The sequence below is a fragment of the Phocaeicola fibrisolvens genome (genome assembly GCF_025567125.1).
Taxonomy (GTDB): domain Bacteria; phylum Bacteroidota; class Bacteroidia; order Bacteroidales; family Bacteroidaceae; genus Phocaeicola; species Phocaeicola fibrisolvens.
The window spans coordinates 1-14,488 of record NZ_JAOQJI010000037.1; the positions used below are offsets into that span (position 1 = coordinate 1).

General features: G+C 48.6%; 16 protein-coding genes and 2 tRNA genes. 12 read left to right on the forward strand and 6 right to left on the reverse strand.

Annotation, left to right across the window (positions count from 1 at the left end; translation table 11 throughout):
- Positions 1-121: 121 nt before the first annotated feature.
- Positions 122-439 carry a DUF4491 family protein gene (locus OCV81_RS13155; RefSeq protein WP_148330417.1) on the reverse strand — a complete coding sequence of 106 codons (318 nt, stop codon included), beginning with the start codon at positions 437-439 and terminating at the stop codon, positions 122-124.
- Entirely contained in the window at positions 439-909 is a 471-nt protein-coding gene (locus OCV81_RS13160; RefSeq protein WP_148330419.1) for an Lrp/AsnC family transcriptional regulator, read from the reverse strand. Before OCV81_RS13160 ends, OCV81_RS13155 begins: the two co-directional genes overlap by 1 nt.
- A 188-nt stretch (positions 910-1,097) precedes the next feature.
- Here OCV81_RS13160 and OCV81_RS13165 point away from each other — a divergent pair, with 188 nt between their 5' ends.
- From OCV81_RS13165 to OCV81_RS13175, 3 genes are read left to right on the forward strand one after another with little or no spacing between them, the layout of a single operon-like run.
- Entirely contained in the window at positions 1,098-1,628 is a 531-nt protein-coding gene (locus OCV81_RS13165) for an NUDIX domain-containing protein (protein ID WP_022355163.1), read from the forward strand.
- 6 nt (positions 1,629-1,634) lie between these two features.
- Positions 1,635-4,652 carry a tetratricopeptide repeat protein gene (locus OCV81_RS13170; protein WP_148330421.1) on the forward strand — a complete coding sequence of 1,006 codons (3,018 nt, stop codon included), beginning with the start codon at positions 1,635-1,637 and terminating at the stop codon, positions 4,650-4,652.
- A 1-nt stretch (position 4,653) separates the two neighbouring features.
- A complete protein-coding gene (locus tag OCV81_RS13175; RefSeq protein WP_148330423.1) occupies positions 4,654-6,321 on the forward strand; it encodes a TonB-dependent receptor in 1,668 nt (555 codons plus the stop codon).
- A 2-nt stretch (positions 6,322-6,323) separates the two neighbouring features.
- On the opposite strand, the gene ribD is transcribed toward OCV81_RS13175, so the two are convergent.
- Positions 6,324-7,364 carry a bifunctional diaminohydroxyphosphoribosylaminopyrimidine deaminase/5-amino-6-(5-phosphoribosylamino)uracil reductase RibD gene (gene ribD, locus OCV81_RS13180; protein ID WP_148330425.1) on the reverse strand — a complete coding sequence of 347 codons (1,041 nt, stop codon included), beginning with the start codon at positions 7,362-7,364 and terminating at the stop codon, positions 6,324-6,326.
- 32 nt (positions 7,365-7,396) lie between these two features.
- Here ribD and prmC point away from each other — a divergent pair, with 32 nt between their 5' ends.
- The 8 genes from prmC (at position 7,397) to OCV81_RS13220 (ending at position 12,320) form a co-directional block, all read left to right on the forward strand.
- Positions 7,397-8,239: a peptide chain release factor N(5)-glutamine methyltransferase gene (gene prmC, locus OCV81_RS13185; protein ID WP_148330427.1), complete on the forward strand. Its 843-nt coding sequence runs from the start codon at positions 7,397-7,399 to the stop codon at positions 8,237-8,239.
- Positions 8,236-8,715 carry a regulatory protein RecX gene (locus OCV81_RS13190; RefSeq protein WP_148330429.1) on the forward strand — a complete coding sequence of 160 codons (480 nt, stop codon included), beginning with the start codon at positions 8,236-8,238 and terminating at the stop codon, positions 8,713-8,715. Before prmC ends, OCV81_RS13190 begins: the two co-directional genes overlap by 4 nt.
- Positions 8,699-9,388 (forward strand): ComF family protein, encoded by a 690-nt coding sequence (locus OCV81_RS13195; RefSeq protein WP_148330431.1) that lies wholly within the window; start codon positions 8,699-8,701, stop codon positions 9,386-9,388. The genes OCV81_RS13190 and OCV81_RS13195 overlap by 17 nt, the downstream gene beginning before the upstream one ends.
- Positions 9,389-9,489: 101 nt before the next feature.
- The gene (gene pyrE, locus OCV81_RS13200; RefSeq protein ID WP_022355171.1) at positions 9,490-10,125 is read left to right on the forward strand and encodes an orotate phosphoribosyltransferase; all 636 of its coding nucleotides are present in this window, start codon (positions 9,490-9,492) and stop codon (positions 10,123-10,125) included.
- A gap of 131 nt (positions 10,126-10,256) precedes the next feature.
- On the forward strand, positions 10,257-10,685 hold the full coding sequence (locus tag OCV81_RS13205) for an SRPBCC family protein (protein WP_022355172.1): 429 nt from the start codon (positions 10,257-10,259) through the stop codon (positions 10,683-10,685).
- 42 nt (positions 10,686-10,727) lie between these two features.
- Complete coding sequence (gene argH / locus OCV81_RS13210; protein WP_148330433.1) at positions 10,728-12,068, forward strand: argininosuccinate lyase; 1,341 nt, start codon at positions 10,728-10,730, stop codon at positions 12,066-12,068.
- 77 nt (positions 12,069-12,145) lie between these two features.
- Positions 12,146-12,218, forward strand: a tRNA-Gly gene (locus OCV81_RS13215).
- 16 nt (positions 12,219-12,234) lie between these two features.
- Positions 12,235-12,320: transfer RNA gene (locus OCV81_RS13220), tRNA-Leu, on the forward strand.
- A gap of 97 nt (positions 12,321-12,417) precedes the next feature.
- Here OCV81_RS13220 and OCV81_RS13225 read toward each other — a convergent pair.
- Positions 12,418-12,714 carry a hypothetical protein gene (locus tag OCV81_RS13225; protein ID WP_262640364.1) on the reverse strand — a complete coding sequence of 99 codons (297 nt, stop codon included), beginning with the start codon at positions 12,712-12,714 and terminating at the stop codon, positions 12,418-12,420.
- A gap of 43 nt (positions 12,715-12,757) precedes the next feature.
- On the opposite strand from OCV81_RS13225, the gene OCV81_RS13230 reads away from it, so the two are divergent.
- Entirely contained in the window at positions 12,758-12,898 is a 141-nt protein-coding gene (locus OCV81_RS13230; protein ID WP_262640365.1) for a hypothetical protein, read from the forward strand.
- 81 nt (positions 12,899-12,979) lie between these two features.
- Here the strand turns inward: OCV81_RS13230 and OCV81_RS13235 are convergent, their stop codons facing one another.
- On the reverse strand, positions 12,980-13,909 hold the full coding sequence (locus OCV81_RS13235; RefSeq protein WP_022355192.1) for a DnaJ C-terminal domain-containing protein: 930 nt from the start codon (positions 13,907-13,909) through the stop codon (positions 12,980-12,982).
- An 87-nt stretch (positions 13,910-13,996) separates the two neighbouring features.
- Positions 13,997-14,434 (reverse strand): Hsp20/alpha crystallin family protein, encoded by a 438-nt coding sequence (locus OCV81_RS13240; protein WP_148330434.1) that lies wholly within the window; start codon positions 14,432-14,434, stop codon positions 13,997-13,999.
- Positions 14,435-14,488: the final 54 nt, after the last annotated feature.

Consider the following 14,488-nt stretch of genomic DNA (forward strand, 5'->3'; position numbering starts at 1 on the left):
TAAAGATACAAAATCTTTAGGTAATAACAATGCCTCGGCTTGGGAAAGTCGGGGCGTTGTCATAAAAAAAGAGGGTATGCATTTTGACACACCCTCTTTTTATTTTCAAATACGTGAAATTTTACTGTTCATATTCCTTCTTCCGCTTCGGATTCATTGGGAACCAGCCTTTCAGCACACGTTCGCGCTGTTCAAAGATTTCCTTGATGGTCCAGAAGGAGGAGAACGAAAAGACTCCTAACAGGGAAGACACTAAAATCTGACTCACCAGGATAGAACCGATGAGGCCTGCGATGCCCAGTATCAGAAAAAGCCACCAGCAACGTGTCCCCCAGTAATATTCTGCTTTGACCACTACCGGATGAAACAGTCCGATAATCAGAAACGTGCAGATTCCAATGAGTATGCCTTCCCAGTGAAGGCCGTCCAGTCCTGCCATCAATCTTCAATCTCTTTACGGATAGGAATTTCTTTCTTGATGCTCTGTTCCAGTGAAATCAGTGTCTCTGTGGCAGTGACTCCCGGAATTTCCTGAATCTTGGAGTTCAGCAGGTCCATCAAGTGCTCGTTATCGGTCGAATACAACTTGGTCAGCATGGTGTAAGGACCTGTGGTGAAATGACATTCCACGATTTCCGGAATCTTTTTCAATTCAGCCACTACACTTTTGTACATGGAACCTTTTTCCAGTTTGATACCTACATAGGTACAAGTGCTGTAACCTAGGCTTTTCGGATTTACATGGTAGCCTGAACCAATAATTACACCGAGATCAATCAGGCGCTGTACACGCTGGTGAATGGCGGCACGCGATACACCACATTCTGCAGCGACGTCTTTGAACGGGATTCTGGCATTCTGTGAAATTATCTCCAGAATCTGTTTGTCAAGTTTATCAATTTTCTCCATACTACTAAATGGTTCTTGTTTTTATCATATTGTAAGCAAATGTAGAAAAACTTTTTTATCTATATGCTATTTTGTCAGAAAAAACGTAATTATTTTAGGGGAAATAACAAATTATCGGTGAATAATGTAAGCAGTATGCCCTATTTGCTTATCTTTGTGAGGCTTATTATTTATTAAATTGAAAAACTATGCATCCATTGGAATTGTTTAAATTTTGCCCGGTGTGCGGCTCTCCTCATTTTGAGGTGCATAATGAAAAGTCCAAAAAATGTGCGGACTGTGGCTTTGTGTATTATTTCAATTCGAGTGCGGCCACGGTGGCCTTCATCCTGAACGGAAAAGGAGAACTGCTGGTGTGCCGACGTGGCAAGGAACCTGCCAAGGGAACACTGGATTTGTCGGGTGGTTTTATCGATATGTACGAGACCGGCGAAGAAGGAGTGGCACGCGAGGTGAAGGAAGAAACGGGACTGGTGGTGACAGAAGCCAAATACCTGTTTTCTTTGCCGAACACGTATCTGTATTCGGGATTTCTGGTACATACGCTCGACCAGTTTTTCTTGTGCAAGGTGGCCGACGACCATCTGGTGAAGGCCATGGATGATGTGGCCGATGCATGGTGGATGCCCTTGGAGGAAATTCATCCGGAAGACTTCGGACTGGAATCGGTACGTAAGGGGGTGACACGTTTTCTGGAAGCGCATCGGAACGTAAAATAAGAGATTATGGGTAAGTATAAAAAATATATCTGGACGGCAGGCCTTTGCTGTGCCTTGCCGTTGGCTGTTTCGGGACAGCAGGTGGAACCGCTGACCGGAGGCGAACGTTTGTTCCATGAGGGAAGGGAGCTGTTTCTCCGTCAGGATTATGCAGCTGCCCGGCAGACCCTTGTCCGTTATACCCGTCAGGCAGGGGAAAAGGCCTGGGCCGATGAGGTGGATTACATGCTGGCTTGTACGGCGTATGAGTTGCATTTGCCGGAATGCCGGGAGGTGTTGACGGATTACCTGGAAGCTCATCCGGAATCACGTTACCGCAACCGGGTGCAGGCGCTCATTGCTGCCAGTTACTTTTCGGAAGAGAAATACATGGAGACCATTGCCACGCTGAAGGGGTGTGACATTTCTCTTTTGTCGGACGAGGAACGCGATGCCAGTGCCTTGCGTATGGGTACGTCGTATTTGAAGATGGACAAGTGGCAGGATGCCACCTTCTGGTTTTCGGTGCTGAAGGATTCGAGTAAGGCATATTATCCCGATGCGGTGTACAACCTGGCGTACATCGATTACGTGCAGCAGAAGTACGACTCGGCCTTGCAGGGATTCCGGGAGGTGAAGGACGACCAGAAGTTTCAGAAACTGGCACCTTATTATATCGCTGATATTTATTTGATTCAAAATAATTACGCACAGGCCCGGAAGGTGGCGGATGCGTATCTGGCCTTGTATCCGGAAGAAAAGAATGCAGGGCAAATGAGCCGTATTTCCGGAGAAGCTGCTTACGGCCAAAAAGACTATGCAGCCGCCATCCAGTCATTGGAACGGTATCGTGAAGGAGAAACAATGCCGGCCCGACTGGCCATGTACAAACTGGGTATGAGCTATTTCAATACGGGAGTTTATTCGAAAGCGTTGTCACGGCTGGGAGAAGCGACCGGAGCTCAGGATGCTTTGGCACAGAATGCCTACCTCCACATGGGTTTGGCGGGCTTGCAGTTGAAGGAACGCAACCAGGCACGTATGGCCTTCGAACAGGCGTCGCGCATGGATTTTGATCGCAGCATTCAGGAACAGGCCTTGTTCAACTATGCGCTGTGCATTCATGAAACGTCTTATTCTCCATTTGCCGAATCGGTCACGGTGTTCGAACGTTTCCTGAATGAATACCCCTCGTCGGTCTATGCCGAGAAGGTGAACGACTACCTGGTAGAGGTGTACATGAATACCCGTAGCTATGAGGTGGCTTTACGTTCCATCGACAAGATTACCCATCCGAGCGCCCGTATTCTGGAGGCCAAGCAAAAACTGCTGTTCCGTATGGGTACGCAGCTGTTTGCTCAGGCGGATTATGCAGGAGCCATGGATTATTTCACCCGCTCCTTGCAGCTGGGACAGTATAACCAAAAGACGAAGGCGGATGCATATTACTGGCGTGGAGAATCGAAATACCGGCTGGCACGTTATCCGGAGGCTGCCAATGACATGCGGCTTTACCTGGAGTTTGCCACTGATAAGAATTCGCAGGAATATGGACTGGCTCTCTACTGTTTGGGATACAGTTTGTTCAAGCAGAAACAATATAACTCCGCACGCGACTGGTTTATCCGTTGTGTACAGAACGGGCGGACACAAGATGCTTCAGTGGCGGGCGATGCCTACAACCGTATCGGTGACTGCTATTTCTATGAACGCCGCTTTGAAGAAGCCCGTCAGCAATATGCGCAGGCAGTAGCCATCGCTCCTTCACTGGGTGATTATTCCTTGTTCCAGGAAGGTATCGTGAAAGGACTGCAACGGGATTATACCGGAAAGATTCAGGTGCTCAACCGATTGATTACGGATTATCCTTCGTCGGCTTATCTGGACGATGCCCTGTATGAGCAGGGACGTGCGTTTGTGCAGATGGAGGACAGTGAGAATGCCATCAAGCGTTATACCTTGCTGGTGCAGCGCTATCCGGAAAGCGAGCTGTCCCGTCGGGCTGCCAACGAAATCGGTCTGTTGTATTACCAGAACGACCGTTACGAAGAAGCGATTGCCGCTTACAAGAAGGTGATTACAAACTATCCAGGCAGTGCAGAGGCACGGTTGGCGCAGCGCGACTTGAAATCGATTTATGTAGACTTGAATAAGGTGGACGACTATATGGCGTTTGCTTCCACCATTCCTGGTGGGGCCAAGTTCGATGTGAGCGAACGGGATTCACTGACCTATACGGCAGCCGAACGGGCTTATATGCGTGGTGATATTGCCGGTGCCAAAACCAGCCTGACGCGTTATTTGCAGTCGTTCCCGCAGGGAGCCTTCAGTGTGGATGCGGCCTATTATCTGGGGTTGATTGACTACAACCAAAAAGATTATGCATCGGCTGCCGCTCGACTGGAAGAGGTGCTCCGCTTCTCGGGCAGCAAATACGAAGGAGAAGCCCTGAGCCTTTGTGCCGAGATGGCTTATAATCAGAAAGAATATACCAAGGCGTTGAACTTGTACAAGCGTTTGGCCGACCGTTCTTCGGTGCAGGAAGACCGCTTGCAGGCCGAACTGGGAGCTCTGCGAAGTGCCCGTGCACTGGGTGACTGGGCAGAGACCGTGACTACGGCATCGGCGTTGCTCAAGCAGACCAAGCTGACTCCGGAGGTGCGGAACGAAGCCTTGTATTTCCGGGCCAAGGCCTTGCTGGCGGAAGGACAGAAGCAGGAAGCGTTGGCCGATTTGATAGCGCTGGCTAAAGATACCCGTAACGTGTACGGAGCGGAAGCCAAGTACCTGGTGGCACAGACCTATTTCGACGAGGGAGAAACAGCTAAAGCTGAGAAGGAAGTGCTCGACTACATTGAGGTCAGCACCCCACATGCCTACTGGCTGGCGAGAAGTTTTGTTCTCCTGTCGGATGTGTACGTGAAACTGGGCCGCAAGATGGAGGCCAAGCAGTATCTGCTGTCCTTGCAACAGAATTATCAGGCGAACGATGACATCGCCGGAATGATTGAAAGCCGTCTGGCCAAACTTAAAAGTGTAAAGTAAAATGAGATACATAAGTACGATATTGATTTGCGCGGGTTTGTGGCCTGTATCCACAATATGTGCGCAGAAGGGAGCGGAAAAAGATTCTACCTTGAACCGGACGGTGGTGGTGGAAAATGAGTACAATCCTGAAGTGATGGATGCATTCAAGGTGAATGTCATGCCCGAAGTGGAAGAGCCCGCCGCTCCGAAACAGGCCATCCAGTATGCTACGGAACGGCATCCGCTGGGGGCCTGGAAGGTGACTCCGATGGAAGCCATGCCGAGAGAATTCGCACAGAAGGGAGCCGACCGTGGTTATGTCCGTCTGGCGTATGGCAACCTGAACAATGTAGACCTGAGGGGAAGTTACCTGTGGGGCATTTCTTCGAAAGACCAATTGGGAGTAATGGCTTCCTTGTATGGGCGGAACGGAGATATTCCGCATTTCCAGAGTACGGAAGACTGGAAATCCCGTTTCTACCGGACGGATGTGTCGTTGGATTACCGCCACGATTTCCGGAGAGTGGCCTTGAAACTGGGAGGCGCTTTTGCTTCGCAGGTATTCAATTACATGCCTTCCTTGCAGGAAGGTGAATGGGTGGAGTCTTTTCCTACCACACAGCGTTATACGTTGGGAGAAGGATACATCGGTGTTTTTTCCCGTGATAAGGATTTGCCTATTCAGTTTGGTCTCCAGACGGGCTTGCGGAGTTTCAGTACCTGCTACGATACCTATTACATGCGGCACGGGTCAGAAAATATATTCCACACCCAAGGATTCATGCTGGGAAACATTAACGACGAGCAACAGGTAGGCGTAGGATTGGAAATGGACAATCTGATTCACGATGTGTCGCAGCAGGACTATACGCTGGTGCAGTTGAATCCGTATTATACCTTTCAGAATGAAGCCGTGAGATTACGTCTGGGTGCACATGTGGATTTCCAGACCGCCAATGCGGGGGGAGTGAAAGCGGCGCCCGATGTGAAACTGGAATATACGTTCGCCGATTCGTATGTGGTGTATGTGAACCTGCTGGGAGGGAGCCGGCTGAATGACTTCCGTCGGCTGAATGATTTCTCACCTTACTGGGTGGTGGCACAGCAGATGCGGACTTCCTATACGCCGCTGGATGCCAAACTGGGACTGAAAGCGTCTCCGGTGACAGGCTTGGGCTTCGAGCTTTATGGAGGATATCGCATCACCAAGAATGAACTGTTCGCCGTGCCTTGGGGATTTGACATGGAGAGACAGAATGTGTTCTATACGGGTATTCTTCAGGATAAAGGAAAAGTGGGTTACGGAGGCGCTTCCGTGAGCTATGCTTACCGTGACTGGGTGGATTTTTCATTGGATGGTACCTATTATAGCTGGAATGTGACGGATGGAAATGACTTTCTTTTGTGTTTCAAGCCACAGGTGAAAGCCGATTTTGGTATTCGTGCTAAAGTATGGAAAGACTGCCATGCAATGTTGAATTACAATTACGAACGCCGTCAGAAGATGGGTGAACTGGGACGTGTTGACGGTGTGAATAACTTGTCGGTAGGAGCGGAATATGCGTTGCTGAACCGTTTCAACGTGTTTGTCCGCCTGAATAACCTGCTTAACAAGACGTATGTGACAGAAGCAGGCTATCCGGTGGAGGGCTTCCATTTCATGGCCGGCATCAGCTGCCGTTTCTAAACTTATTCTGCGTGGCGGCAGTGCTGGACCAGTGCGCCGTCACGGAAGAAGAAACGGCTTTCCTGACCGCATGGCAGAGTAGGAGCCGGGATTCCGTCGTGCAAGGATACTTGTGCATGTTCGATGAAGGCTTCATCCCATAGCCCTTGTTCCAGGAAGGATTGGAGTGTCTGGCTTCCTCCTTCTACCAATAATGTCTGAATTTTCCGCTCATAAAGTACCTGCATGATTTGCGGGAGGATATTTTGGCCGAAATCCAGTGTCACATACGTGAGATTCTGGGTATCGGCCTTTTCTTTTTCCGTAAAGACGAGGGTAGGGGTACTGCCGTCGAACAGGTGCAGGTGAGGCGGCAAGGTCAGCTGTCGGTCGATGACCAGTCGGAGCGGGTTCTGCCCGTACCATTCGCGTACCGTCAGCGACGGATTGTCGAGCAGGGCGGTGCGTCGTCCCACCAGGATGGCTTTCTGTTCAGCTCGCATCTTGTGTACAGCCAAAATAGACAACGGAGTAGAGAGGCGTACAGGAGCTCCTTCGTCGCGTCGGATGTCGATGAATCCGTCGGCCGACTGGGCCCATTTGAGGGTGATGTAGGGACGCTTCTTCACGTTGAACGTGATAAAGGCACGAATCAGTTCCCGGCATTCTTTTTCCAGTACGCCCACCGTGACCTCGATGCCGGCATCCCGCAGTTTCTGGATACCTCTTCCGGCCACCAAAGAGAACGGGTCAACACAGCCCACTACCACTCGGGGAATGCCTTTCCGGATAATGAGGTCGGCACAGGGAGGAGTCTTTCCATAGTGGGAACAGGGTTCCAGACTGACATAAATGGTGGCCTCTTTGAGCAGGCTTTCATCCTTCACCGAAGCAATGGCATTCACTTCGGCATGTCCGTGGCCACAGCACACATGATACCCTTCACCGATGATTTTCCCGTCGCGCACAATCACCGCTCCCACCATCGGGTTGGGGGCTGTGTGGCAGATGCCGTTTCTGGCCAGCTGTATGCAGCGCTGCATATATTTTTCATCTATCGTCATAATCTTCGTTTTTTATCCTTACTTTTGCAAACATGCATCCGGTTTATTTACATATTAAAAAAGAACTGAGTTCCTTTTACGCAGAAGGAGAGGCATCGGCCATGGCGAAATGGATTTCGTCGGACATTCTGCATCTTTCCACAATGGAACTTTATACAGGCAAAGATATGAATTTTTCCACGAAAGCGTGGAAGGAGGTGGAGGATATTCTTGCTCGCCTGAAACAGCGGGAACCTCTTCAGTATATTCTGCAGGAAGCACCTTTCTGCGGTCTGTCTTTCCACGTGGAAAAAGGCGTGCTCATTCCCCGTCCCGAGACCGAGGAGCTGGTGGAATGGATAGTGTCTGATTGTCAGAAAGCCGGGAAAGTACGCATTCTCGATATCGGTACGGGAAGCGGCTGTATTCCGGTGACACTGGCAGAACGGTTGCCGGAAGCCGAGGTGGCTTCCTGTGACATTTCGGCTGAGGCCCTACGGGTAGCCGCCGCCAATGTAAAGCGGTATGGCGACAAAGTGACCTTGTTTCAGGCCGACATCCTTCAGGATGAGCTGCCCGATTGCCAAGTAGACGTGCTGGTAAGCAATCCGCCTTATATTACCGACAGCGAGCGGAAGGACATGGAGGCGAATGTGCTCGACTGGGAACCGGAACTGGCGTTGTTTGTACCCGATACGGACCCGTTGCGTTTTTACCGGCGGATTGCCCAAAAAGGACTCGACTGGCTGACGGAAGGCGGGGCATTGTATTTTGAAATCAACCGGGCTTACGGAGCAGAAACCGTCCGGATGCTGGAAGAATGTGGGTATCGCGACATTGCGTTGCGGAAAGATTTGTCGGGAAACGACCGGATGATAAAAGCAGTGAGACCATGAGAGAATTGAGTGAAGCAGAGATAAAGAGCAAGGCCGAGGCCTATTGTTCGGCAGTAGAGCGTTGTCCGTCGGAGGTGGAGGAAAAAATCCGTAAATGGGGGGCTTCGGAAGAAGTCACGGCCCAGATTATGGCCCATTTGCATCGGGAACGCTACCTGGATGCAGCGCGTTTCTGCCGTTTCTATGTGCGCGACAAGTATCGTTTCAATCAGTGGGGGCGCATGAAGATTGCACAGATGCTCCGCATGAAAGGCTTGTCGGACAGAGACATCCAGAGCGGCTTGGAAGAGATTGATACCGAAGAATACGACAGCATCCTGAAAAAACTCTTGAAGCAGAAGATGAAAAGCATCAAGGCTGCCAATGACTATGAACGGAGCATGAAGTTGATTCGTTTTGCCATGGGGCGGGGCTTTACGCTGGAAGAGATACGCCGTTACGTCAACCAACTGGATCCGGATGAGGATTTTGACTGACATACGCGATTTCTTCTTTCCCAGGTTGTGCATGGCCTGTGGAAAAAAGTTGCTGGTTTCGGAGCGGGTCTTGTGCAGTGACTGTCTGTCGCAGCTGCCTTTTACCCATCTGGGAAATACACCCGGCAATGAAATGGAAAAGATTTTCTGGGGACGTTTTCCCCTTGTGCGAGCTTCTTCGTTATTGTATTACTCTCGCGGTGGGAAGGTGGCACATATTTTGGCGGGTATGAAATACTACGGGCGTCAGCAGGTATGCCGGCACATGGGAGAGATGTTGGCCTATGAACTTCAGCCTTCCGGTTTCTTTGAAGGCGTGGATTATCTGTTGCCGGTACCTTTGCATCCAGGCCGTCTGCGTACCAGAGGGTATAACCAGAGTCTCTTGTTGGTGGAAGGTATTTCCCGGCTTACCGGTATACCTGTATGCGACGGATTGCTTCAGCGGGTGCGGAATAACCAGACACAGACTCATAAATCGGCTTGGGAGCGGCAGGAAAATGCTTCTCATCTGTTTCAGCTGGCAGGCGATACTCGTGTGTTGGAAGGAAAACACGTGATGCTGGTCGATGACGTATTGACAACTGGTGCCACACTCACCTCCTGTGCCGAGGTTTTGTCAGAAATAAAAGGAATTCATCTCAGTATTGTTACATTGGCATGGACGAGATAGCACATTCTGACACCTTTTAAAAATTTTAATGCCCTTAAATTTTCTATTCCCGATGTATTTCCATAATTTTGCAAAAACATTTATCAGAGAATTAAAAAGTTATGAAAGCTTTGGAAAGATTATTTGCAGAAAAGTTGCTGAAGGTGAAGGCTGTGAAGATTCAGCCGGCTAACCCGTTTACTTGGGCTTCAGGTTGGAAATCACCGATTTATTGTGACAATCGTAAGACTTTGTCATATCCTGCACTTCGTAACTTCGTTAAGTTGGAGATTTGTCGTGTTATTCTGGAAAAGTTCGGTGAAGTTGACGCCATTGCCGGGGTAGCTACGGGTGCTATCGCACAGGGTGCCTTGGTGGCAGAGGAGTTGAACTTGCCGTTTGTATATGTTCGTTCAAGCCCGAAAGATCATGGCTTGGAAAATTTGATTGAAGGTGAATTGCGTCCGGGAATGAAAGTGGTCGTAGTAGAAGACCTGATTTCAACCGGTGGCAGCAGCTTGAAAGCCGTAGATGCCATCCGTCGTGACGGTTGCGAAGTGATCGGTATGGTGGCTTCCTTCACTTACGGTTTCGATGTATCAGTAGAAGCATTCAAGAAAGCAAAAGTAGAACTGGTTACTTTGACCAACTACAATGCCGTGCTGGATGCTGCATTGAAGACTGATTACATCAATGAAGAAGATATCCCCGTGCTGCAGGCATGGAGAGAAGATCCTTCTCACTGGACTGGAAAATAAAAGATTCTGTAATTAGGAAAGCAGTCTCGGATTGTAAATAGGAGATGTCATCCTGAGCGAGTCCACTCTGCTCAAGATGACATTTTTTTGTGCAATGCCGCGAACGGTTTTCCTCGAAGATTAAAAACAACATGGCTGTACAATTTGAAAGTAATGTGAAGCATGTTCCTTATAGTCAGGAACGAGTGTATAACAAACTGTCCGACCTGAACAATCTGGAAGGAGTTCGGGACCGTCTGAATGAGGTGAAGGACAAACTGGACGGAAAGCTGGAAGACATGTCGTTCGACCGTGATTCCATCACCCTGAAGGTGCAGGGCATCAACCTCACATTGCGCATCATTGAGCGTGAACCCCTGAAGTGCATCAAGTTTGAAGGCGACAAATCGCCGGTGCCTTTGAACCTGTGGATTCAGATTCTTCCCGTGACCGAGGAAGAAGCCAAAATGAAAGTCACCATCCGTGCCGAAGTAAACATGTTTATGAAGGCCATGGTGTCAAAGCCGTTGCAGGAAGGGGTGGAGAAACTGGCAGACATGCTGGCCATGCTTCCTTATTAAATGAAACGACCGGAACATCTCCGGTGAATAAAAATTGTGATTATGGCTCAAAAACTTTGGGAGAAAAATGTACAGGTAAATGCGGAGATTGACCGCTTTACCGTGGGACGTGACCGTGAAATGGACATGTATCTGGCAAAGTATGACGTATTGGGCTCGATGGCACACATCACGATGCTGGAAAGCATCGGACTGCTGACAGCCGACGAACTGAAGATTTTGCTGGAAGAACTGAAAAAAATATATGCTTCCGTAGAACGCGGAGAATTTGTCATCGAAGACGGGGTGGAAGACGTACACTCACAGGTGGAACTGATGCTGACACGTCGTCTGGGAGATGTGGGAAAGAAAATACATAGCGGCCGTTCGCGCAATGATCAGGTGCTGGTGGACCTGAAACTGTTCATCCGCGCCCAGTTGAAGTCGGTGGCCGAGGCAGTGGAACGTCTGTTCCATGTACTGATTTCCCAGAGTAACCGTTATAAAGACGTGCTGATGCCGGGTTACACCCATTTGCAGATTGCCATGCCTTCTTCTTTCGGCTTGTGGTTTGGTGCCTACGCCGAGAGTTTGGTAGACGACATGGTGTTCCTGCAGGCCGCTTATAAGGTGTGCAACCGTAACCCGCTGGGTTCTGCGGCAGGTTATGGCTCTTCTTTCCCCTTGGATCGGGAGATGACTACCCGTCTGCTGGGATTTGATTCCATGAACTACAATGTGGTGTATGCCCAGATGGGACGTGGAAAGGTGGAACGCAACGTATCGTTTGCGCTGGCTTCCATTGCCGGCACCTTGTCGAAGATGGCCTTTGATGCCTGTATGTTCAGCTGTCAGAACTTCGGATTCGTGAAACTGCCCGATGAATGTACCACCGGTTCCAGTATCATGCCTCACAAGAAAAATCCGGATGTGTTCGAACTGACCCGTGCCAAATGCAACAAAATCCAGGCACTTCCGCAGCAGATTATGATGATTATGAACAACCTGCCTTCTGGCTATTTCCGTGACCTTCAGATTATCAAGGAAGTGTTCCTCCCGGCATTCGAGGAACTGGAAGACTGCTTGCAGATGGCTACTTACATCATGGACAAGATTAAAATCAACGAGCATATTTTGGACGACGACAAGTACCTGTATATGTTCAGTGTGGAAGAAGTGAACCGTCTGGCAGCAGAAGGCATGCCGTTCCGTGACGCCTACAAGAAAGTGGGTTTGGACATCGAAGCCGGTAAGTTTACTCACGAAAAAACCGTGCATCACACCCATGCCGGAAGTATCGGCAACTTGTGTAACGACAAGATTGAGGAGTTGATGCAGCAGGCTGTGAGCGGATTCAGCTTTGACAAAGTGGAAGCGGCTGAAAAAGCCCTTTTAGGCCGATAAACGTATAAAAATTAAGAAGAAAACGGGTGAAATGTTTGGAGTGTATTGCAAAACTCCCTACATTTGCACCCGTAAACGCGGAAATAGCTCAGTTGGTAGAGCATAACCTTGCCAAGGTTAGGGTCGCGAGTTCGAGTCTCGTTTTCCGCTCTTTCTTTGAAAGGATGCTCGAATGGTGGAATCGGTAGACACGAGGGACTTAAAATCCCTTGGCCAGTAATGGCTGTGCGGGTTCAAGTCCCGCTTCGAGTACAAAGAATACCTTGTAATCGCTTGATTATGAGGTTTTTTTGTTTTTATAGGTAGTCGAAAGCAACACTATTCACATATTTAAGGCTATTATAATTTTTCAGATACAGTTCATGATAATGCTAACCATCATTTCTTTTTCCTCAATTCTGGATTCGGCAATCATGATTGTAAGTGCCACAAGTGTATAATCTGCTATTCTCTTGTTGCCATTTTCATCGTATAGGATACCGTTCTTGTCGAGGAAATGTTGAGTCTGTGTTTTCCCAGACATAGCACCATGCTGAGTGGTGGTCGCAAATTCTGCGACTACCACTTGACCCTCTAATTCTTCATGCATGGCATTGTGAATATGCTTACCAATTGTTTTGACATCTCTATCAAATAAGGTGGCCATCTGCTTTCGATTTAGCCATACTGTATTTAATATACAGTGGAATATGGAAACGATTCCATACGAATTGTCAATCTATATAAAGACTGACTTAACGGCACACTGCCAACTATGGAGTCTGGCCTATCTGATAGCAAAGGATGAAAACAACCGTGTTTTCGCCTCTGTGGTTTATTCCAATGAGTAGTGATATCTCATATCCACACAAAAAAAACCGTAGGAGGCCTCCGCATTTGCGGAAACCTCCTACGGGGTTGCTTATATCTTATCAGCTGGCAGCGCGCAGCTGGTTGAACAAATCTTTCTGTTTTTCGGTCAATGAAGTCGGTATCTTCACGTTGTACGTTACAATCATGTCACCAAACTGACCGGGTTGTTTGTAGACCGGGAATCCTTTGCCCCTCAGACGTACCTGCGTACCGTTCTGTGTGCCCGGTTTTACTTTCAGCCGGACCATACCGTCCATGGTTCTTACCTGTACTTCTCCACCCAGTACGGCGGTGTACAAGTCGACATCCACGTGGGTATAAAGGTCGTCGCCTTCCCGTTCAAAAGTAGCATCCTTGTCAATCACGAATGTGATGTACAAGTCACCGTTTTCAGCTCCGTTCATGCCCTTCTCTCCATAGCCTTTCAGCCGGATGGTCTGTCCGTCGGCTACTCCCGCCGGGACGGTGATACGGATGTTCTCACCGTTGACGCTGAACGTTTGCTTGTGGGTGACGTATGCTTCACTGAGTGACAGATGCATCTGGGCCTCTATGTCGCCACCCTTGGCCCGCATGCTGTATCCTCCACGACCACCGCTTCTGTGTCCGAAGAGTTGTTCGAAGAAGTCTGAGAAACCGCTTGCGCCTGCTCCTCCGAATCCTCCGCTGAACTCGTCGCCATTCATGGAGTACCAGTAGCCTGAGCCACCGTTCTCCTGCTGGGCCCGACTGTATGCCTCACGTTCCTGCTTGAATTCATCAGCGTGTTTCCAGTGTTCCCCATATTCATCGTATTTCTTTCGCTTTTCCGGATCGCTCAATACTTCATGGGCTTCATTCACCTGCTGGAACTTTCCTTCCGCCGATGGGTCATCCTTGTTCAGGTCAGGATGGTATTTCTTTGCCAGCTTCCGGTAGGCTTGCTTGATTTCATCCTGTGTGGCATTACGGTCAACACCCAATATTTTATAGTAATCAATAAATGCCATATATCAATCGTTTTTAGTGGGTTCCAGAATAAAAAACTCTCGCCCGCAGGGAAGTGCAGACGAGAGTTTTTCAATTAATTGTTATGATTAATGTATCTCAATCACACGGTTTACTTTTGCTTTTTCTTCTTCAGAATACTTCGGCAAATCAATTGTCAATACACCATCTGCCACGTTTGCACTGATTTTGTCTTTATCTACATTGTCAGGCAAATAGAGTGACTGTTGGAATTTTGAGTAAGAGAACTCGCGACGCAAGTACTTCTTGTTTTCTTTGTCCTTTTCGTTGTTTTCGCTCTTCTTTTCCATGGAAATAACCAGTTCGTTGTCTTCACCCAGATGGATGTTGAAATCGTTCTTCGTCATTCCCGGAACTGCAACTTCTACCTTGTAGTCTTTGTCGCTTTCCACTACATTGATTGCAGGGGCAGTAGCGTTAGCTTTTACCATCCAATCGTTATCAAAGAAATCATTAAAGATACTTGGTAACCAGTTCTGATTGTAATATTTTCTAGTCGGCATCATAGTTGTAATCTCCTATATTTTATTTTTTTATTATCAATTTGTTTCTGAACCCGA

Coding starts and splice junctions, on each gene's coding strand:
- OCV81_RS13155 (WP_148330417.1), bottom strand. CDS start 439: ATGGCAGGACTGGACGGCCTTCACTGGGAAGGCATACTCATTGGAATC.
- OCV81_RS13160 (WP_148330419.1), bottom strand. CDS start 909: ATGGAGAAAATTGATAAACTTGACAAACAGATTCTGGAGATAATTTCA.
- OCV81_RS13165 (WP_022355163.1), top strand. CDS start 1,098: ATGCATCCATTGGAATTGTTTAAATTTTGCCCGGTGTGCGGCTCTCCT.
- OCV81_RS13170 (WP_148330421.1), top strand. CDS start 1,635: ATGGGTAAGTATAAAAAATATATCTGGACGGCAGGCCTTTGCTGTGCC.
- OCV81_RS13175 (WP_148330423.1), top strand. CDS start 4,654: ATGAGATACATAAGTACGATATTGATTTGCGCGGGTTTGTGGCCTGTA.
- ribD (WP_148330425.1), bottom strand. CDS start 7,364: ATGACGATAGATGAAAAATATATGCAGCGCTGCATACAGCTGGCCAGA.
- prmC (WP_148330427.1), top strand. CDS start 7,397: ATGCATCCGGTTTATTTACATATTAAAAAAGAACTGAGTTCCTTTTAC.
- OCV81_RS13190 (WP_148330429.1), top strand. CDS start 8,236: ATGAGAGAATTGAGTGAAGCAGAGATAAAGAGCAAGGCCGAGGCCTAT.
- OCV81_RS13195 (WP_148330431.1), top strand. CDS start 8,699: ATGAGGATTTTGACTGACATACGCGATTTCTTCTTTCCCAGGTTGTGC.
- pyrE (WP_022355171.1), top strand. CDS start 9,490: ATGAAAGCTTTGGAAAGATTATTTGCAGAAAAGTTGCTGAAGGTGAAG.
- OCV81_RS13205 (WP_022355172.1), top strand. CDS start 10,257: ATGGCTGTACAATTTGAAAGTAATGTGAAGCATGTTCCTTATAGTCAG.
- argH (WP_148330433.1), top strand. CDS start 10,728: ATGGCTCAAAAACTTTGGGAGAAAAATGTACAGGTAAATGCGGAGATT.
- OCV81_RS13225 (WP_262640364.1), bottom strand. CDS start 12,714: ATGGCCACCTTATTTGATAGAGATGTCAAAACAATTGGTAAGCATATT.
- OCV81_RS13230 (WP_262640365.1), top strand. CDS start 12,758: ATGGAAACGATTCCATACGAATTGTCAATCTATATAAAGACTGACTTA.
- OCV81_RS13235 (WP_022355192.1), bottom strand. CDS start 13,909: ATGGCATTTATTGATTACTATAAAATATTGGGTGTTGACCGTAATGCC.
- OCV81_RS13240 (WP_148330434.1), bottom strand. CDS start 14,434: ATGATGCCGACTAGAAAATATTACAATCAGAACTGGTTACCAAGTATC.